Raw genomic sequence first — 16236 nt, 5'->3', positions numbered from 1 at the left:
TTGCCCATCCCCTAACAAGCGTTGCCCAGCTGTTATAGACCGCTGTGTTGCGCTGCGATCACTGTGCCTGATGTGCCTGCGCCGCCATGACCGGCAAGGCTACATATATCTAACGCACCGAAGCGGGCGGGTTGAATTCAACTGGCCTATCCCAAACCGCTGGAGTGACGTACACCATGACATCCTCTCACCCTAACGTCGCCTTTCTACAGGCGCGCGTCCCCTCCTGGATCGCGCGGCTCAAACGCTCGGAGCTGGCGGCCATGCTGCCCGACAGTGCAACCTCCAGCCAGCCGCAATGGTTGCGCAGCGCCTCCCGGCCAATGCGCAACGCCTTGCATGCCAGCCAGGCCCGCAGCCATGCTTCGCGCCACGAAGCTGCCCGGGCCTTCGCCGACCTGCAAAGCGCCTATGAATTTTGCGAACCTGTACTTGAAAACTGGCTCCAGACCCGCTTCAACGTGACTGTTGATATCCTCGAGGCTCGTTTTGTGAGGCGCACCGCCGGCTTTCGAATTTCCAGCGTTTCGCTGTTCGAGGCAGCGTTGAAGAACTTCAGCCGCGATGAACTGATCGCGCTGGCAAGCGACAAGACCAGCGTGCTGACCGCAACCGACAGTGAAGCTCCCTATCCTGACCTGCTCTCGATCTCTGCGGCTGATTTCGCTGAGGGTTGTCGCGAGCTGGACCTGGGCAAACGCTATCAGGAACACCTGGAAAACGTGCTGCTCATGGGCGGCGACAAGGATGTTCTGCGCAGCAAGAAAAAGACCGCTATGCGCGACCTGATGGAGGTGCAAGCCAACATTGCCCGTATCAGGGACGATCTCGACGAACAGGGGTATGCAACGGTGCGGGCGTTGCTGAGACAGTCCGCTGACGCACCGGCCGATGCGCCCCTGAAAGTTGCCTTGGCCCAGGGCAATGTTTTCGACGCCAGCCTGTGTACCCGTCTGGCGCTGTTCGGTGTGGCGTTGACGCAGATCGTGATCATAGCGCCTTCCACAGTCGACTCGACTGAGATTGTCCCCTGCATTGTCTACATCCCGGGCGATCCGCTGCATCCGTTCAAGCAGTATGCATCGCTCGAGGCCTTCAAGACTGACCTGATCAGTCGACTGGCGGATCGGGGGTTTCGGCGGTTTCTCGCCAGCTTTGCCACAATCAAGGAACGGCCAGGTTTTCTTGACCTGCTGGTGGACCCGCAAAGTCTGCGCCGTGCCCAGCATTGGCAGCAGGTTGACGTAAGCCGCGAGCTGTTCGATGTGCTCTATAACGAAAGCGTTCAGTACATCAAGGATCAGTCTCGTGCGCTGGTGGTGAGCAGTCAGGACTGTGATGAGATGCTTCGTGGTGATCTGGACGCAGGCTACAACACCACTTTGGCGGTTCTGGGGGGCGCGACGCTGTTCATGCCCGTGATGGGGGTAGCCTTCACTGTCGTTCTGGCGGCAAAACTGCTGGCGAGATTCTTCCATGGCGCCGATCACTGGAATGTAAGGGTGCAGGAGACCGGGCAAGCTTTCTTGCGCGCGATCTTGCTCAACGCCGCGATTGCCGATGGCGAAGAAGAGGATGAGCTGACGGTGCCTTCAGCCATGGCCCGCCTGGTTGTGGTACGCCTGGACGATGGCCGTGAACAGCTATGGCATCCCGACCTGTTGCCTTATGCGCAGGACGTGCGCTGGAAGAACCAGTTGGCGCCGAACCGTCAGAACGGAATCTATGATGCCGACGGTAAACAGTGGGTACGGATCGACAACGATATCTACCAGGTCGAGAAAGACACCGAACTGGATAAATGGCGAATCCTGTCGCCCAGGGACCCGTCGTTGTTCCGCCCGGTGCTGGAACATAATGGTCAGGGCGCCTGGCACCATGTGATGGAGCAACCGCAACGCTGGAGCAAAGCGACCTTGCTGCGCCGCCTGGGAACTGTCGTTGAGCGGTTCGCAGCAGCCGAACTGCAACTGCTTGGCGACATCAGCGGCGTGACGATCGATGAACTGCGTCAGGTTTTCCGAGACGACCTGCCACTACCTATCGTGCTGCACGAAACGCTGTTGCGCCTTGCCGCGGATCGTCAGGTGCTGGGTTTGATCAGCCGGGCTCGCCGGGGAAGCCTGCTGGCTGAGGACTACTCGCCCGTCGTGCAAATTCTGGTGAAGCTGCCGAACTGGCCACCTGGTAAAACCATAGAGCTCTATGACAGCGTCGAGTATTGGGGGGCGCCGTTGCAAGTGCACGGTGATGGCCAAGAAGGGGTAGAGCCCTTGAAGGTGTCTCGCGCTGATCTGCAGCATAATCGCCTGATCGACCGGGTAGTCGAGGTGCTGGCGGATGCGCCACGGCGTCGACGTGACCTGAGCGACGACGAGGAAGAACCGCAGGAGGGTAACGCATCCCGGTGGGCTTCAGTGTGCGCCGACCTGGCGAACGGCCTGGAGCGCGTGCGTCGAGCCCTTTTCGAACAGTTCTACCACCATTCTGCGCCCTCCTTGCTGGATGTACCGGTGGATGACGAGCAGGTACTGATGACCTTGCAGCGACTGTTCCCCGGCTTGACCCGGTCGGTAGCGGCGCAGGTGCTACGTACGGTGGATGTACGCGAGCGAGCACTTTGGCAAGCCAGACAAGAGCCATCCATGGAATTGACCGAGCGTGTGGTGGAAGTCTCGCGCCGTGTTCGGCTGAGTCAGGCTTTCACCGACTTCGAGCTTGGCTATCTGCACAACGAAGACACCCAGCGACTGGCATTGAGCCTCCTGGAGTATCTACCCGGCTGGCCTGGGCAATTGCGCCTGGAGTTACGTGAGTCCACCCGCACTGGCCGCCTGGTAGCGAGCGTGGGCGAGGTAAGCGCAACCAACAGCCGTGTGCTGGTGCGCACCGAACAGAACTGGCACCTGTATGACGCCGGCGGCCTGGGCCTTGGTACCACCAGCAGCGCACGCTATGGGTTTTTTGCCGGCCTGTTCGCCGCCTTGCCGGCACTCACGAGAAACGCCTTGCCGACCTCCATGGCCAGTGCCGAAGCGTTGCGCCGCAGGCTGCGTGACCTGGCGACCGAGCAGCCGGAGCGCGCGCGCAGGCTGCTGGGGATCGCGGCACCGCCGCGCTGGCTTGAACCCAGTCTGCCGGCTGTGGCGGGGCGCCGGGCCTACCCGGGCCATAGCGTGGTCAACAGGTTGTTCGGCTCGCGCACACTGCAACAGCGCCTGGAGGCCATGTTCGTCGACGACACGCCCGAGCAGATCGCCGTGCGGCTTGAACGCCTGGCCGGCAGTCAGGAGCAGAGTGAACAAGCCGTGGCAGCGCTTGAGCGAGCATCGATTGCATTCAGCGTTTCACTGGACAACTGGGTAGAGGGCCGTGCATTCGATATCGTGCTGCACGGGCATGACCAGCATTACTGGGTGAGGAGTCAGCAACGCCAGCAAATTGCCCAACTGCTTAGCGCTGCGTGGCGCTTGCGCGCGGTCGACAACCGGGTGATCAGGCTGCCATCGGGCGGCATCCAGTTGCGTCTGAGCGGGCTGGCGCTCGACAGCCTGCCAGTATTGAACGGCGAGCTGGCGGGGGTGGAGATTCTGGTGCTCAGCGCCCTGGACATCACCAGCATTCCCGATGGATTTCTGCGGGCGTTTCCCAATCTGCGCGACCTGCAGATCGAAGGTATTGCGCTGCAATCCTTGCCCACCGACATCGGTCAGTTGCCGGCGCTGGAGTATCTGCTCCTTACCTGTCCGGGTATGAGCCCCGAAGCCTTGGCGCCATTGCGCCACTCAACCAGTCTTACAGCGTTGTACATCGAGTTTGCCACACCTGCCCCGACGCTCTGGACCACGGAGCATCTTGCGGCACTGGCTGCCATCGATACCCTCAGGGAGTTGTCCATTTTTGCCAGTCAGGCTCGGTTCGAAGCTGGGGCATTGGTGTCGTTGGCGCAGTTGCACCGACTAATGCTGATCAACAACCAGATCACCCTCGACGCCGACACCGTGGGCCAGTGGCAGGGTTTGACCCGCCTGCAGCACCTTGACCTCTCCGGCAACCCTCTGGGGAGGGCGCCTCAGCTGGGCAGCCTGACGGGGCTGCAGCGATTGCGCCTGGACCAGACCGGGATCACCGAGTGGCCGCAGGGCCTGGAAACCTTGCCCTCGTTGACCCTGGTATCGCTGCTGGGTAACCATTTCACACAAGTCCCGGCGGGGGCTGGGCGGGTGCCGGGATTGAGGCTGACGCTGCCGTACCTGCCGCAGGCTGAACGCGCCAGGGTGGAGGGGGAAATGATCGCAGCGGGCAACCCCCATCGTGCGATGGAGTGGGCGCAGCACGAACCGGTCATGAACCTGGTCGAAGGTGGTAATGCTTTGCAAAGAGTCAATTGGCAGATCATGCGCGAGAATCAGGGCGTTGGCATGCGTCTGCTCTTCGATGTCCTTGAACGCATGAGTCGTACCGAGTCCGCCTGGCTCAACCGCGATGCATTCTTGCAAACAGTGCATTCTCTGTTTGACCAGATGTATGAGCGGCAGGTGCTGCGCGAAGCGATTGGTAGAGCCGTGGTGCTCTACACCAACGAGGCGCGTGATGACTTCTACATCCTTGACCAGGTGCTGGAGTACGCGCAGGCGCAACGAGCCATCCAGCAGAGGGGGGACGCACGCAGCGTATTGATCACTCAAGGGCGTTTGCGCGGCCGCTCGCGCGCCTTGTTTCGTTACGTCGAGGCGCATTTTCATGAGTGGCGCCAGCCTGGGCGGGCAATCGAACAGTACGAGGTGTTCGAGGACTTTCACTTCAGGTTGGCCCAGCGCTTGCCGATGACCCTGCCATTGCTGGGGCGGGCGATTCGCACCCCCCACGACTGGATCACAGAGACCCACTTGCAAGCGGCGCTGGATGCGGTGTCGAGCAGCGAAGCCCGTGAACTGGGCAATTGGCTTCGCACTGAAGGCTACTGGGCCGGCTACCTGCGAGCGGTGTTTGCAGAGCGTTATGGGTTGCTCAATGAGCGCGCACGAATGGCCAGGGATTACCTCAATGCGCTGGCTGAAGGGCGCGAGCAACCAGAGGCGCTGGACGATGAAGTGAGAGATCTGCTGGCGATGGCCATGCAAGTGCAGCCGGCATCGGTTGCGACGGTGGCTCATGATCCTGAGCGTATGACGCAATGGCGTGACAGGTTGGAGACCCTTGTCGGTCAGCAGCGTGCAGCGCTGTCTGTGACATTGACCGAGGAAGTCATCACACCGGTGGCGCCGGCCTGACACTGCGATGTACGGCAAAAAAAAACCGAAGCCCAGGCTTCGGTTTTTTATCGCTGCAAGCCGATCAGGCCGGGAACAGCTCGCTCAGTTTCATCGACAGCATCATGTCGCCTTCAACGCGCAGCTTGCCGCCCATGAAAGCCTGCATGCCGTCGGTGTCGCCGCTGACGATACCCTTGAGGGTTTCGCTGTCCAGCACCAGGGTGCAGTTGGCGTCGGCGTTTTCGCCTTCCTGGATTTCGCAGGTGCCATCCTTGACGATGAGGGCGTAGTGCTTGTCTTCGTCAGTGATGTTGAAACCGAAAACCAGGTCCAGGCCGGCGGCAGCGGCTGGGTTGAATTTGGCTTTCATCGCTTCGACGGCTTTTGCTACATCGCTCATGGTGTGTTCCTTATTAAGTGATTTGCGTGACGGTTGAGGTCACAACGAGCCGGGGTTCATCGGTAGGTGATGAGCTCCGGCGCCTTCAACAGCTGCACATGGGCCTGGCTGTTGAAGGAAGCCAGGGCCACCTCGCGGCCACGAAACTTCAATTGGCTGAGCGAGGTGTTGATGATCTGCCAGTTCAGCTCGAAAGCCTGGCCGGCAGTGATACGGGTCACCAGGTGGAGCAGGGCGGCGATGGTGCCGCCCGAAGTAAAGATCGCAATGTTGTCGCCGTTGCCGGCCTGTTGCAGCACCCGCTGCAGGCCGCCGTCGACACGCTGGACAAACCCCTGCCAGCTCTCGGCGCCTTCGCAGGCATGTTCGCCAGCGTGCCAGCGCTGCACCAGCAGGGCGAACAGGCGCTGGAACTCGCTGCGGTTCTGCGTGCCGTTGCGCAACACGTGCAAGGCCTCAGGCTCGTCCGGCAACAGGCCGGGCAGCAGGCCGCGGATTACACCATCGGCATCGAATTCGTTGAAGGCGTTGTCGGTTTCCAGCGCCGGTACCGCAGCACCGGCTGCCTGCAGGCGTGCCAGGGCCAGGCGCGCGGTATCCTGCTGGCGGCGCAGGTCGCCGGCCAGGCAGCGGTCCAGGCGCAGGCCCAGTTGCGCCAGATGCTCGCCGAGGGCCTCGCTCTGGCGCATGCCCACGGGCGAGAGGACGTCATAGTCGTCTGCACCAAATGAAGCCTGGCCATGTCGAATCAGGTAGATACTGCCCACGTCGTCCGCCTGCGCTAAGGATGAGCCGAGGTTAGGTTGCCACCGTCGGGCTGTCAACGAAAAAACATACAAGCGTTTGAAAAGAGCGTTTGAACTGCATTGCCGAACATTTCCTACGCTGGCAGGGGCAGGGCGGCCTCGGTATGCTTGACTATCGGTTCGCGCCGTACGGGCGCAGGCATGTTAAGGAGTTACTGTGGAGTTTCTTGCAGAGTACGCAAGCTTTCTCGCCAAGACCGCGACCCTGGTGATCGCGTTTCTGATTGTCCTCTCGGCGATTGCCGGTTTGCGCGGCAAGGGCCGGCGCAAGGGCGGCGGGCAGTTGCAGGTCAACAAGCTCAACGAGTTCTACAAGGACTTGCGCGAGCGCCTGGAAAGCAGCCTGCTGGACAAGGCCCAGCTCAAGGCCTTGCGCAAGCAGCAGGCCAAGGCCGAAAAACAGCAGAAGAAAAAGCCCGAAGAAAAAAGCCGGGTGTTCGTCCTCGACTTTGACGGCGACATCAAGGCCTCGGCCACCGAGAGCCTGCGCCATGAAATCAGCGCCGTGCTGAGCCTGGCCACGGCCCAGGACGAGGTGGTGCTGCGCCTGGAAAGCGGCGGCGGCATGGTTCACAGCTATGGCCTGGCCGCTTCGCAACTGGCGCGAATTCGCCAGGCCGGCGTGCCATTGACGGTGTGCATCGACAAGGTCGCTGCCAGTGGTGGTTACATGATGGCCTGCATCGGCGACAAGATCGTCAGCGCGCCGTTTGCCATCCTCGGTTCGATCGGCGTGGTGGCGCAGTTGCCCAACGTCAACCGCCTGCTGAAAAAGCACGATGTCGACTTCGAGGTGTTCACCGCCGGTGAATACAAACGCACTGTGACCGTGTTTGGCGAGAACACCGAGAAGGGCCGGGAAAAGTTCCAGGAAGACCTGGATATCACCCACCAGCTGTTCAAGGATTTTGTTTCGCGCTATCGCCCGCAGTTGCACATTGATGATGTGGCTACCGGTGAAGTCTGGCTCGGCGTTGCGGCGCTGAACAAGCAACTGGTCGACCAGTTGATGACCAGCGATGAGTACCTGAGTCAGCGAGCCCGCGAAGCCAACCTCTACCACCTGCACTTTGCCGAACGCAAAAGCCTGCAGGAGCGCGTCGGCCTGGCGGCCAGTGGTTCGCTCGAGCATCTGGCGGTCAAGCTCTGGAGCCGTCTCAGTGGGCGTCTTTGGTAACCGGCAACCCCCGCGGCGCGCAATGCGCAAGCATTAATTAGCACCCAGGTGGTGCTACCGGCAGGTCTCCTAGGCGTTCAAGCCAACAGGAGACCTGCCATGACCACCCCCCCTCCAGTATCCGTTCCCGGCCTGCATGGCCCCTTCATCTTGCAACGCCTGCCCGCCTGGATCAGGCACGCCAGGCCCGAAAACTTCGACCAGATGGGCGCCCACCTGCTGCCGGAACAGCATGGTCGCGACCAGGGCGACTGGTTTGCGAGCGCCAGCGAAGTTGAAAAAAAACTGTTGGCCGATTACCAGGTGCGCAGCCGCCGTTCCGGGCAGCGCCTGGCCCGTGAGCTGAAGGACTTCAAGGGCATCGGTGCGTTTTGCGAACCCTTGCTCAAGGCCCGCCTCAAGGCTGACCTCGGTGTCGAGCCTGATATCGACAACGATGAGTTCGTGCGTATCGAGCGCGAATCGGTGTTGCTGGGGTCAATGCTCAAGACCGTCCCGCGCCGCCAGCGCCTGATGCAGGCCGCGTTGCAGAACTTTGCCGCCGACAGCGAGTTTGAAGACGGTACCGCGCTGGCCCCCAAGGATGCGTTCTTCCTTGAGCGGGTGCCGGGTAGCGAGCAGGGCTACCCGCGTTTTCGCTACCGCTACTCGCAAAAGCTCGATATCGAGCCCCAGGCGTTTGCCCGCTTGTGCCATGACCTGGATCTGGGTGGGCAGTACCAGCGCCACCTGGGTGAGGTGTTCGAGCATCCGCGCAGCAGCACCAGGCGCCGTAGCCTGGCCATCGAACTGTACAAGGACCTGCTGCGGGTCCGTCTGCAGGTCGCTTTTCTCAAACAGCAGATCAGCGAGCAGGCCCGCGCGGTGCTGCTGGAGCTGGTCCAGGGCGGGCGGGCACCACGCTGGGGTGGCAAGCCGGTGCGCTGCAGCCAGCTGAGCATGTTTGGCGTGCCGTTGTCCGAGGTGCTGGTGATCGGTCCCGAGCGTGACGACAATGGCGTCGAGCCGGTGCTCCTCTACCTGCCGGGGGCGCCTGACGCGCCGCTCAAGGAGTACCCGTCGGTGCGCGCGGCCAGGGATGACCTCAAGGTCAGATTACGCCAACCCGCCTACCAGGCACTGCTGCGCAGCTATGTGCCGCACTCGTCGCAAGAACATGTGTTGTCGCGGCTGCAGGATACCCTGTATCACCTGGTCAATGATGGCGATGGCCTGTACTGGCGGCGGCCGAACCCGGGCGCCAACCTGCATGTGCGCGAGACGTTCATCGACCAGGAGCTGTTTGGCTATTTGCAGGATCGCCATGTGCAGAAGATCAAGGATGACGCCCGTGCCCTGGCGGTGCCGAGTGCTGACGTCGACGACCAGGCCTGGCGCGCCCGTCTCGCTTACTGGGAGTCGATCGGTTTCAACCTGCTCAATGCCGCCGCGTTCTTTGTCCCGTCGCTCGGTGCCGTGATGGCTGCAGTGGCTGCGGCGCAACTGATCGGCGAGGTGGTCGAAGGGGCCCATGCCTGGGAGGCTGGCGATCTGGACGAAGCCTGGGCGCACCTCAAGTCGGTCGGCCTCAACATCGCCATCGTCGCCGGGCTGGGCGTCGCCGGCAGGGCGCTCGAGCCGGTCGCGGCGAGCGAGACGATCAATGGCCTGGTCAAGGTCAGGCTGCCAGACGGTCAGCAGCGATTGTGGCAGCCTGCGCTGGGCGACTACGCCCGTGAAGTTAATCTGCAAGGGATCGAACCTGATGCCAATGGCCATTACCTGGCAGATGGCAAGCGCTACATCCGCCTGGGCAGCGACACCTTCGAGGTTGCCCAGGCAGGCGACGGCCAGTGGCAGGTCTTGCACCCATCTGACCCAACGGCCTACCGCCCCTTGCTCGATCACAATAGCGACGGTGCCTGGCTGGCCCATGGCGAGCAGCCATTGGCCTGGAGCCGTCTGCAGCTGCTGCGCCGTTCAGGACACGCCACCGAGGGGCTGACTGACACCGAGTTGCTGCAGGCGGGCGAAATCAGTGGTATCGATGACAATACCTTGCGTGCGGTCCATGCTGGCCAGCGGGCGCTGCCGCCGCTGCTGGCCGATACCCTGCAGCGTTTGCGCCTGGACCGTCAGCTCGATACCTGGATCGGCAAGCTGCGCAGCGGCTCGCCAGGAGGTATTGGCCGCGGATTCAGTGCGGTACTGGCGACAGAGCTGCCAGGCTGGCTGAACCTGCCGATCGAAGTATTTCGAGGCGCCGGGTTATCGGGCGACTCAGCGATCTACGGCCTCGATCGGTGGCCCGATACCGAGACGTTCAAGGTGTTGATGAGTGAGCTGCACGACAACCGCTTGCCGGAAGTGATTCTGCAGCGTCTGGATGAACCGGCCATCAAGCGCCTGGTAGGTGTCCATGTGCCGCGAAGCGAACGACTGCAGGTGCTGCGCGACGCCTTGGCGACCCGTGCTGAACAACGGCGCGTGGCCATTTTCGACAGTATCTATGCCACCCCAGGCGAGCAGGCCAGCGCTGAAGTGCGCCTGCTGCAGCGAAGCTTCCCTGCGCTGGCCCTGCAAGCCGCCGAAGAGCTGGTTGGCCATGCGACCCCGGCTGAGCTGGAGCAAATGCGCCAAGTGCTCGCCCGGGTTCCCCTGCGCCTGGCGGAGGAAGCCCGGCTGTACCAGCGCCAGGTTCGCCTGAACCGCGCCATGGAAGGGATGTTCGAGCCCAGGCTGGCGAGCCTGGACAGTGACCGGCTGATGGTTGGCCTGCTGGAGCACTTGCCCGGCTGGAGTGGCCAGGTGCGCCTGCAGGTGCATGAAGGTTCGGCTGATGGCCAGTTGCTTATGGCCGCCGGAGAGCCTGACGCAACACTGAAGACCTTGCTGCGCAAGGACGGCCGTTACAGTGCCTATGATGCCGAAGGTAACGAGTTGACGGTCAACGATGATATGGCCGGCGCACTGCTCAAGGCCCTGCCTGACAGTGAGCGTCAGGCGCTGGGGCTGCAGCTTTACCAACCCATGCGCCTGCGTACGCAATTGACGGCACTGGCGAGCAGTGACCGGCTTCGGGCCTCGAAATTGATCGGCCAGCAACCTGTACGCCCCTGGCTGCGTACGCCCATGCGCCTGGCCGATGGCCGTATCGGCTATCCGCTCAGCGGTCGCGGTGCTGCCGACCGCCGTTTCGACAGTGGCTTGCTCATTCAGTTGCGCAGCCTCTACCCGATCCTGGAGCCGGAGCAGGCTGAACGCTTCCTTGAAGAGCTGGGCCTGACCGATGCCGACAGGCTCGCAGCACTGGAGCGTCGTCGCAGTGAATACAGGCAACTGACCGATGCCTTGAATCAGTGGGTCGAGCGTGGGCAATACACGGATGCTGGCGACGATCGCATTCAAGTTGTCCATGAACGGGTGTTGCGCCAGGTTGCCGAGAAAATCAAGAAAGCCTGGCGCCGGGAAACCGCCCGTGCGCATGCCGGCGACGGGCGTTTCATCGGTTACCAACTGGATCTGAGCAACCTGCGCCTCGGCGCGCTGCCGACGTTGACGGCAGACTTCAGTCATGTGGCTGACGTGCGCCTTTCAGGCATGAACCTGCAATCGGTGCCGTCGGGTTTTTTGCAGGTGTTCACCAGGCTGCGCTGGCTCAACCTCAGCAATAATCGCCTGACCATGCTTGCCGATGCGCTGGCTGAGTTGCAGGGTTTGACCAAGTTGGAGCTGCAACGCAACCGTCTGGTGATGGACCAAGTGAACAGCACAGTACTTGCGCGGCTGACCAGCCTGAAGCTGCTGAACCTGAACGAAAACCCTCTCGGCCAGCCACCTGCGGTGGGCACGCTGGCGCAACTGCTCAATCTGTGCTTGATGCATACCGGAATCAGCACTTGGCCGGCAGGCGTGTTCGAGCTGGAAAGGCTGGAATTGCTGGACCTGCGTGACAACCAGATCACCAGCATTGCACAGACCGTGCTTGAGCCGGTCGAGCATGTGCAGCGTGTCGAGAGGGTCAACCGCGCTACCGTCTTGCACGGTAACCCGCTGGATGCCGACAGCCTCACACGGCTGGAGGTCTACCGCCGAAGGACTGAATGGAGCATGGGTATAAGCCCTGCGCTGCGTGGCCCTCATGTCGCGCCATTGCCAACGCCGTCGCAGGGTGTGGATCTCTGGCTGGAGGGCACCGACGCCGACCGGGCGGCGCAGGTTCGCGCCCATTGGCAAGCCTTGTCTGAGCAGCCTGAGAGCGGCGAGTTCTTCCGTCTGCTCAATGACCTGCGCAGCAGTACCGATTTCACTCAGGCTTACCGGGCGTTGTGTGAGCGGGTCTGGCGGATGCTCAAGGCCGCCAGCGACAGTACCCGTCTGCGCGAAGAGCTGTTCGAGTTCGTGGCGCATCCGAATACCTGCGCAGACGGCGTCATCCTGGTGTTCAGCCAGCTGGAGGTACTGGTGCTGGTGCAAGAGGCCTACGAGGCAGGCACAGCCGTGGGCACCGAGTACGCACTGATCGACCTGGCGCGTGGCTTGAGCCGGCTGGATGCGGTCGAACGTATTGCCTTGCGCGATATCGCCGCGCGCCGTGCAGCAGGGCTGCGGGTCGACGATGTGGAAGTGCGCCTGGCCTATCGGATCGGGCTGGCCAGGCGCCTGGAGCTGCCGGGGCAGCCGGAAGGCATGCGGTTCGCGCACATGGCCAATGTCACCGAAGGGCAATTGGACGGTGCCGAAACCGAAGTGCTGGCGGCCGAAACAGCTCAGGCATTGAGAGAAACGATTGCCAGTCGGGACTTCTGGATAACCTTTCTCAAATCGCGCTACGGTGAGCGTTTCGACGAAGTCAACAAGCCTTTCTTTGCCCGGCTCGAAGCGCTGGAGGCAGACAAGGGTTCAATGCGCGATCAGGTTTATCGCACGCGAGTGGAAACCATCCAGCAACGTCGCGGCGCCGATGAGCAGCGTTTGATCGAGACCTTGACCACGCAGATCTGGAACAGTATTCCCGATCAGGTCACCCGTCTGTAAATAGCCGGCAAACCCGCTCCCACCAGATGACATCGGTAGGAGCGGGCTTGCCCCGCGATGCATTCAGCGACGACGGAACAGCGGCTGCGGTTCGTCAGTGGCGGCCTGGTAGGTCACCGAAAAGTCTTGCAGGCTTTGCAGCGCTTCGACCGGGTCCTTGTCGGCACGCAGGGCGAAGGCATCGAAGCCGCAACGCTTCATGTAGAACAGCTGGTCACGCAGCACGTCGCCAATGGCACGCAGCTCGCCGGTGAACTTGTAGCGGTCGCGCAGCAGGCGCGCATTGGAGTAGTTGCGCCCGTCGGTGAAGGCCGGGAAGTTCAGGGCAATGACCTGGAACTGGTTGGCGACTTCGCCGATCTCTTCCGCTTCTTCATCGGCGTCCAGCCATACGCCCAGGCCGCCGTCGCGGGCCATGAGCATATGGCCGTGTTCACGCCACAGCTGCAGCGGAACAATGTAGTCGTCGCAGTTGGTCACTTCGTCGATGCTGAAGTCCTTGGGCAGCAGGTGCCAGGTTTCATCGACAATCTCGTTGTTCTTAATGATTCGCTGCATAGACGCGTTCCTTGAATGGGTCGATGCCAATACGTTGGTAGGTGTCGATGAAGCGCTCGTCTTCGGTACGTCTTTCAACGTAGACGTCGATCAGCTTCTCGATCACATCCGGCATGTCGTCCTGGGCAAAGGAAGGGCCGAGGATCTTGCCCAGGCTGGCGTCGCGGCTGGCGCTGCCACCCAGGGAGACCTGGTAGAACTCTTCGCCTTTCTTGTCCACCCCGAGGATGCCGATATGGCCGACGTGGTGGTGACCACAGGCGTTCATGCAACCGGAGATGTTCAGGTCCAGCTCACCGATGTCGAACAGGTAATCGAGGTCGTCGAAACGGCGCTGGATGGATTCGGCGATCGGGATCGACTTGGCGTTGGCCAGCGAGCAGAAGTCACCGCCCGGGCAGCAGATGATGTCGGTCAGCAGGCCGATGTTCGGCGTGGCCAGGCCATTTTCGCGCAGCTCCAGCCACAGGGCGTGCAACTGGCTCTGCTCGACGTCGGCGAGGATGATGTTCTGCTCGTGGGAGGTGCGCAGCTGGCCGAAGCTGTAGCGCTCGGCGAGGTCGGCGACGGCATCCAGTTGCTTGTCGGTCAGGTCGCCTGGCGCCACGCCGGTGGGCTTGAGCGACAGGGTCACGGCCACGTAGCCGGGCTTCTTGTGCGCCAGCACGTTGCGCGTGCGCCAGCGGGCAAAGCCCGGGTGCTGTTGTTCGAGTTCGCTGAAGTCGAGGTTGTCCAGCGCCTGGTAGTCCGGGTCGACGAAGTGCTTGGCCACGCGGTGCACTTCGGCTTCGGTCAGGGTGCTGCTGCCGCCGCGCAGGTGGACCATCTCGGCCTCGACCTTCTCGGCAAACACTTCAGGGGTGAGCGCCTTGACCAGGATCTTGATCCGCGCCTTGTACTTGTTGTCGCGACGGCCGTAGCGGTTGTACACCCGCAGGATCGCGTCAAGGTAGCTGAGCAGGTCCTGCCAGGGCAGGAACTCGTTGATGAAGGCGCCGACCACCGGGGTACGGCCCAGGCCGCCACCGACCAGTACGCGGAAACCCAGTTCGCCGGCTGCGTTGTACACCGGCTCCAGGCCGATATCGTGCACTTCGATGGCCGCGCGGTCGCTGCTCGAGCCATTGATGGCGATCTTGAACTTGCGCGGCAGGTAGGCGAATTCCGGGTGGAAGGTGGTCCACTGGCGGACGATCTCGCACCATGGACGCGGGTCGATCACTTCATCGGCAGCGACACCGGCGAACTGGTCGGTGGTGACGTTGCGCAGGCAGTTGCCGCTGGTCTGGATCGCGTGCATCTGCACGGTGGCCAGCTCTGCCAGAATTTCCGGGATGTCTTCCAGGGCTGGCCAGTTGTATTGCACGTTCTGCCGGGTGCTGATGTGGGCGTAGCCCTTGTCGTAGTCGCGCGCGATCTTCGCCAGCATCCGTGTCTGGCGCGACGTCAGCTGGCCATACGGCACGGCGACCCGCAACATCGGGGCAAAACGTTGGACATAGAGGCCATTTTGCAGGCGCAGGGGGCGGAACTCTTCTTCGCTCAGTTCACCGGCCAGGTAGCGGCGGGTCTGATCACGGAACTGCTTGACGCGGTCCTCGATGATCCGCTGATCGTACTCGTCGTATACGTACATAGGGGTCCTGTTCTCAAGCTGCTTGCAGCTAATCGCGCGCACGGCCGCGCACTCCGATGCGGAGCCGAAGAAAGATAGCAGTTTGCGTTTATGCGCAAAAGTGAAGTTTTTGCATATGAAAAGAACCATTTGGACTAAGTGAGACTGAATGGCGTTTAGCCAATGTGCCACTACGGCCGGTTATAATGGGTGGTTTGAATAGCGGGAGCGTCAACGCATGCTCAAGGCCTTGTGCCAAAGCCTTTGCCTGAGCCTGCCACTGGTGGCTGGCGCGCAGGCGGCTTCAGTGGTGTTTCTCAATCCGGGCTATTCCAACGAGACCTTCTGGGTCAGTTATTCGCGTTTCATGCAGGCCGCCGCCGACGACCTGGGCATGCAGTTGAGTATCAGGTACAGCGAGCGCCGGCCGGAGCTGGCACTGACCCAGGCCGTTGAAGTGCTCGAAGGCCAGCAGCGCCCGGACTACCTGGTGCTGGTCAACGAACAGTACATCGCTCCGGAGATTATCCGCCTGTCCCGCGGCAGCGGGGTCAAGCTGTTTCTGGTCAACAACGGCCTGACGCCGAACCAGGCCGAGCTGATCGACAACAACCCGGACAAGTACCCGCCGTTGCTCGGGACCCTGGTGGGCAATGACGAGCAGGCCGGCTACCAGATGCTCAAGATGCTGATAGCCTTGCGTGCCCAGCCGGGCCTGACCCGGCCGCTGGAATTACTGGCGTTTTCCGGGCTCAAGAACACTCCGGCTTCGCAGCTGCGCGAGCAAGGCATGCGCCGCGCCCTGGCCGAGCACCCTGAAGTGCGCCTGCGCCAGGTGGTGTATGGCGGCTGGGGCAGGCAGCGCGCGTACGAGCAGGCAACGCAACTGTTGCAGCGTTACCCGAAGATCGAGCTGGTGTGGTCGGCCAACGACGAGATGGCCTTGGGTGCCATGCAGGCGTTTGAAGAAGTAGGGCGCGTGCCGGGCAAGGACGTGCTGTTCAGCGCCGTCAACAGTTCGCAGGCGGCCTTGCAGGCGCGCATTGACGGGCGCCTGAGCGTGCTGATGGGTGGGCACTTCTCGCTGGGCGGCTGGGCTATGGTGTTACTGCACGATGATGCGCTGAAACTGCCAAGCGAGCTCGATGGCCGTCGCGAATTTCAGGTACCGGTCCTGCAGTTGATCGACCCGCTGCGGGCGCGGCGCTGGTTGAACCTGCAGGAGCAGGCCGACTACGGCCTGGATTTCAACCGCTACAGCGCCCAGGGGCATCCGGCCGATTACCGTTATCCGTTTCTCAAGGCCCCCGTCGATTATTGAAAAGCCCCTGCTTGAGCAATGGGCATTGCTGGACTTAACTGCAACGGGTGACATGCATTCCCATAACCACTACAAGAGGCGATGCAAT

8 protein-coding genes are annotated in these 16236 nt (G+C 61.9%); 4 read left to right on the top strand and 4 right to left on the bottom strand.

Features of this window, described 5'->3' with window-relative positions:
• Window positions 1-176 precede the first annotated feature (176 nt).
• Window positions 177-5273, top strand: coding sequence for a dermonecrotic toxin domain-containing protein (locus ABM562_RS17250; RefSeq protein WP_460422740.1), 5097 nt, complete (start codon window positions 177-179; stop codon window positions 5271-5273).
• A 64-nt stretch (window positions 5274-5337) separates the two neighbouring features.
• On the opposite strand, the gene ABM562_RS17245 is transcribed toward ABM562_RS17250, so the two are convergent.
• Both ABM562_RS17245 and ABM562_RS17240 read right to left on the bottom strand, forming a co-directional pair.
• Window positions 5338-5655 (bottom strand): SCP2 sterol-binding domain-containing protein, encoded by a 318-nt coding sequence (locus tag ABM562_RS17245; protein ID WP_028941938.1) that lies wholly within the window; start codon window positions 5653-5655, stop codon window positions 5338-5340.
• A 56-nt stretch (window positions 5656-5711) separates the two neighbouring features.
• Window positions 5712-6422: a histidine phosphatase family protein gene (locus ABM562_RS17240; protein ID WP_115086879.1), complete on the bottom strand. Its 711-nt coding sequence runs from the start codon at window positions 6420-6422 to the stop codon at window positions 5712-5714.
• A 196-nt stretch (window positions 6423-6618) separates the two neighbouring features.
• Between ABM562_RS17240 and sohB the strand changes: the two genes are divergently transcribed.
• The gene (gene sohB, locus ABM562_RS17235) at window positions 6619-7638 is read left to right on the top strand and encodes a protease SohB (RefSeq protein WP_115086878.1); all 1020 of its coding nucleotides are present in this window, start codon (window positions 6619-6621) and stop codon (window positions 7636-7638) included.
• Window positions 7639-7737: 99 nt separating this feature from the next.
• Window positions 7738-12654: an NEL-type E3 ubiquitin ligase domain-containing protein gene (locus ABM562_RS17230; RefSeq protein ID WP_460422737.1), complete on the top strand. Its 4917-nt coding sequence runs from the start codon at window positions 7738-7740 to the stop codon at window positions 12652-12654.
• 63 nt (window positions 12655-12717) lie between these two features.
• Here the strand turns inward: ABM562_RS17230 and ABM562_RS17225 are convergent, their stop codons facing one another.
• Both ABM562_RS17225 and ABM562_RS17220 read right to left on the bottom strand, forming a co-directional pair.
• Window positions 12718-13212, bottom strand: coding sequence for a DUF934 domain-containing protein (locus ABM562_RS17225; RefSeq protein WP_115086876.1), 495 nt, complete (start codon window positions 13210-13212; stop codon window positions 12718-12720).
• Window positions 13196-14848: a nitrite/sulfite reductase gene (locus ABM562_RS17220; protein WP_134065152.1), complete on the bottom strand. Its 1653-nt coding sequence runs from the start codon at window positions 14846-14848 to the stop codon at window positions 13196-13198. Before ABM562_RS17220 ends, ABM562_RS17225 begins: the two co-directional genes overlap by 17 nt.
• Before the next feature lie 217 nt (window positions 14849-15065).
• On the opposite strand from ABM562_RS17220, the gene ABM562_RS17215 reads away from it, so the two are divergent.
• Window positions 15066-16148 (top strand): ABC transporter substrate-binding protein, encoded by a 1083-nt coding sequence (locus ABM562_RS17215; RefSeq protein WP_115086874.1) that lies wholly within the window; start codon window positions 15066-15068, stop codon window positions 16146-16148.
• The last annotated feature ends 88 nt before the right edge of the window (window positions 16149-16236 follow it).

Source organism: Pseudomonas sp. ZL2 (genome assembly GCF_054788455.1).
The sequence above is the reverse complement of the archived record's forward strand: the minus strand, read 5'-3'. Positions and strand labels throughout refer to the sequence as shown.

Bases quoted from the DNA above. Each gene is read 5' to 3' on its own strand.
- ABM562_RS17220 (WP_134065152.1), bottom strand. From the start codon at position 14,848: ATGTACGTATACGACGAGTACGATCAGCGGATCATCGAGGACCGCGTC.
- ABM562_RS17215 (WP_115086874.1), top strand. From the start codon at position 15,066: ATGCTCAAGGCCTTGTGCCAAAGCCTTTGCCTGAGCCTGCCACTGGTG.
- ABM562_RS17225 (WP_115086876.1), bottom strand. From the start codon at position 13,212: ATGCAGCGAATCATTAAGAACAACGAGATTGTCGATGAAACCTGGCAC.
- ABM562_RS17245 (WP_028941938.1), bottom strand. From the start codon at position 5,655: ATGAGCGATGTAGCAAAAGCCGTCGAAGCGATGAAAGCCAAATTCAAC.
- ABM562_RS17250 (WP_460422740.1), top strand. From the start codon at position 177: ATGACATCCTCTCACCCTAACGTCGCCTTTCTACAGGCGCGCGTCCCC.
- ABM562_RS17230 (WP_460422737.1), top strand. From the start codon at position 7,738: ATGACCACCCCCCCTCCAGTATCCGTTCCCGGCCTGCATGGCCCCTTC.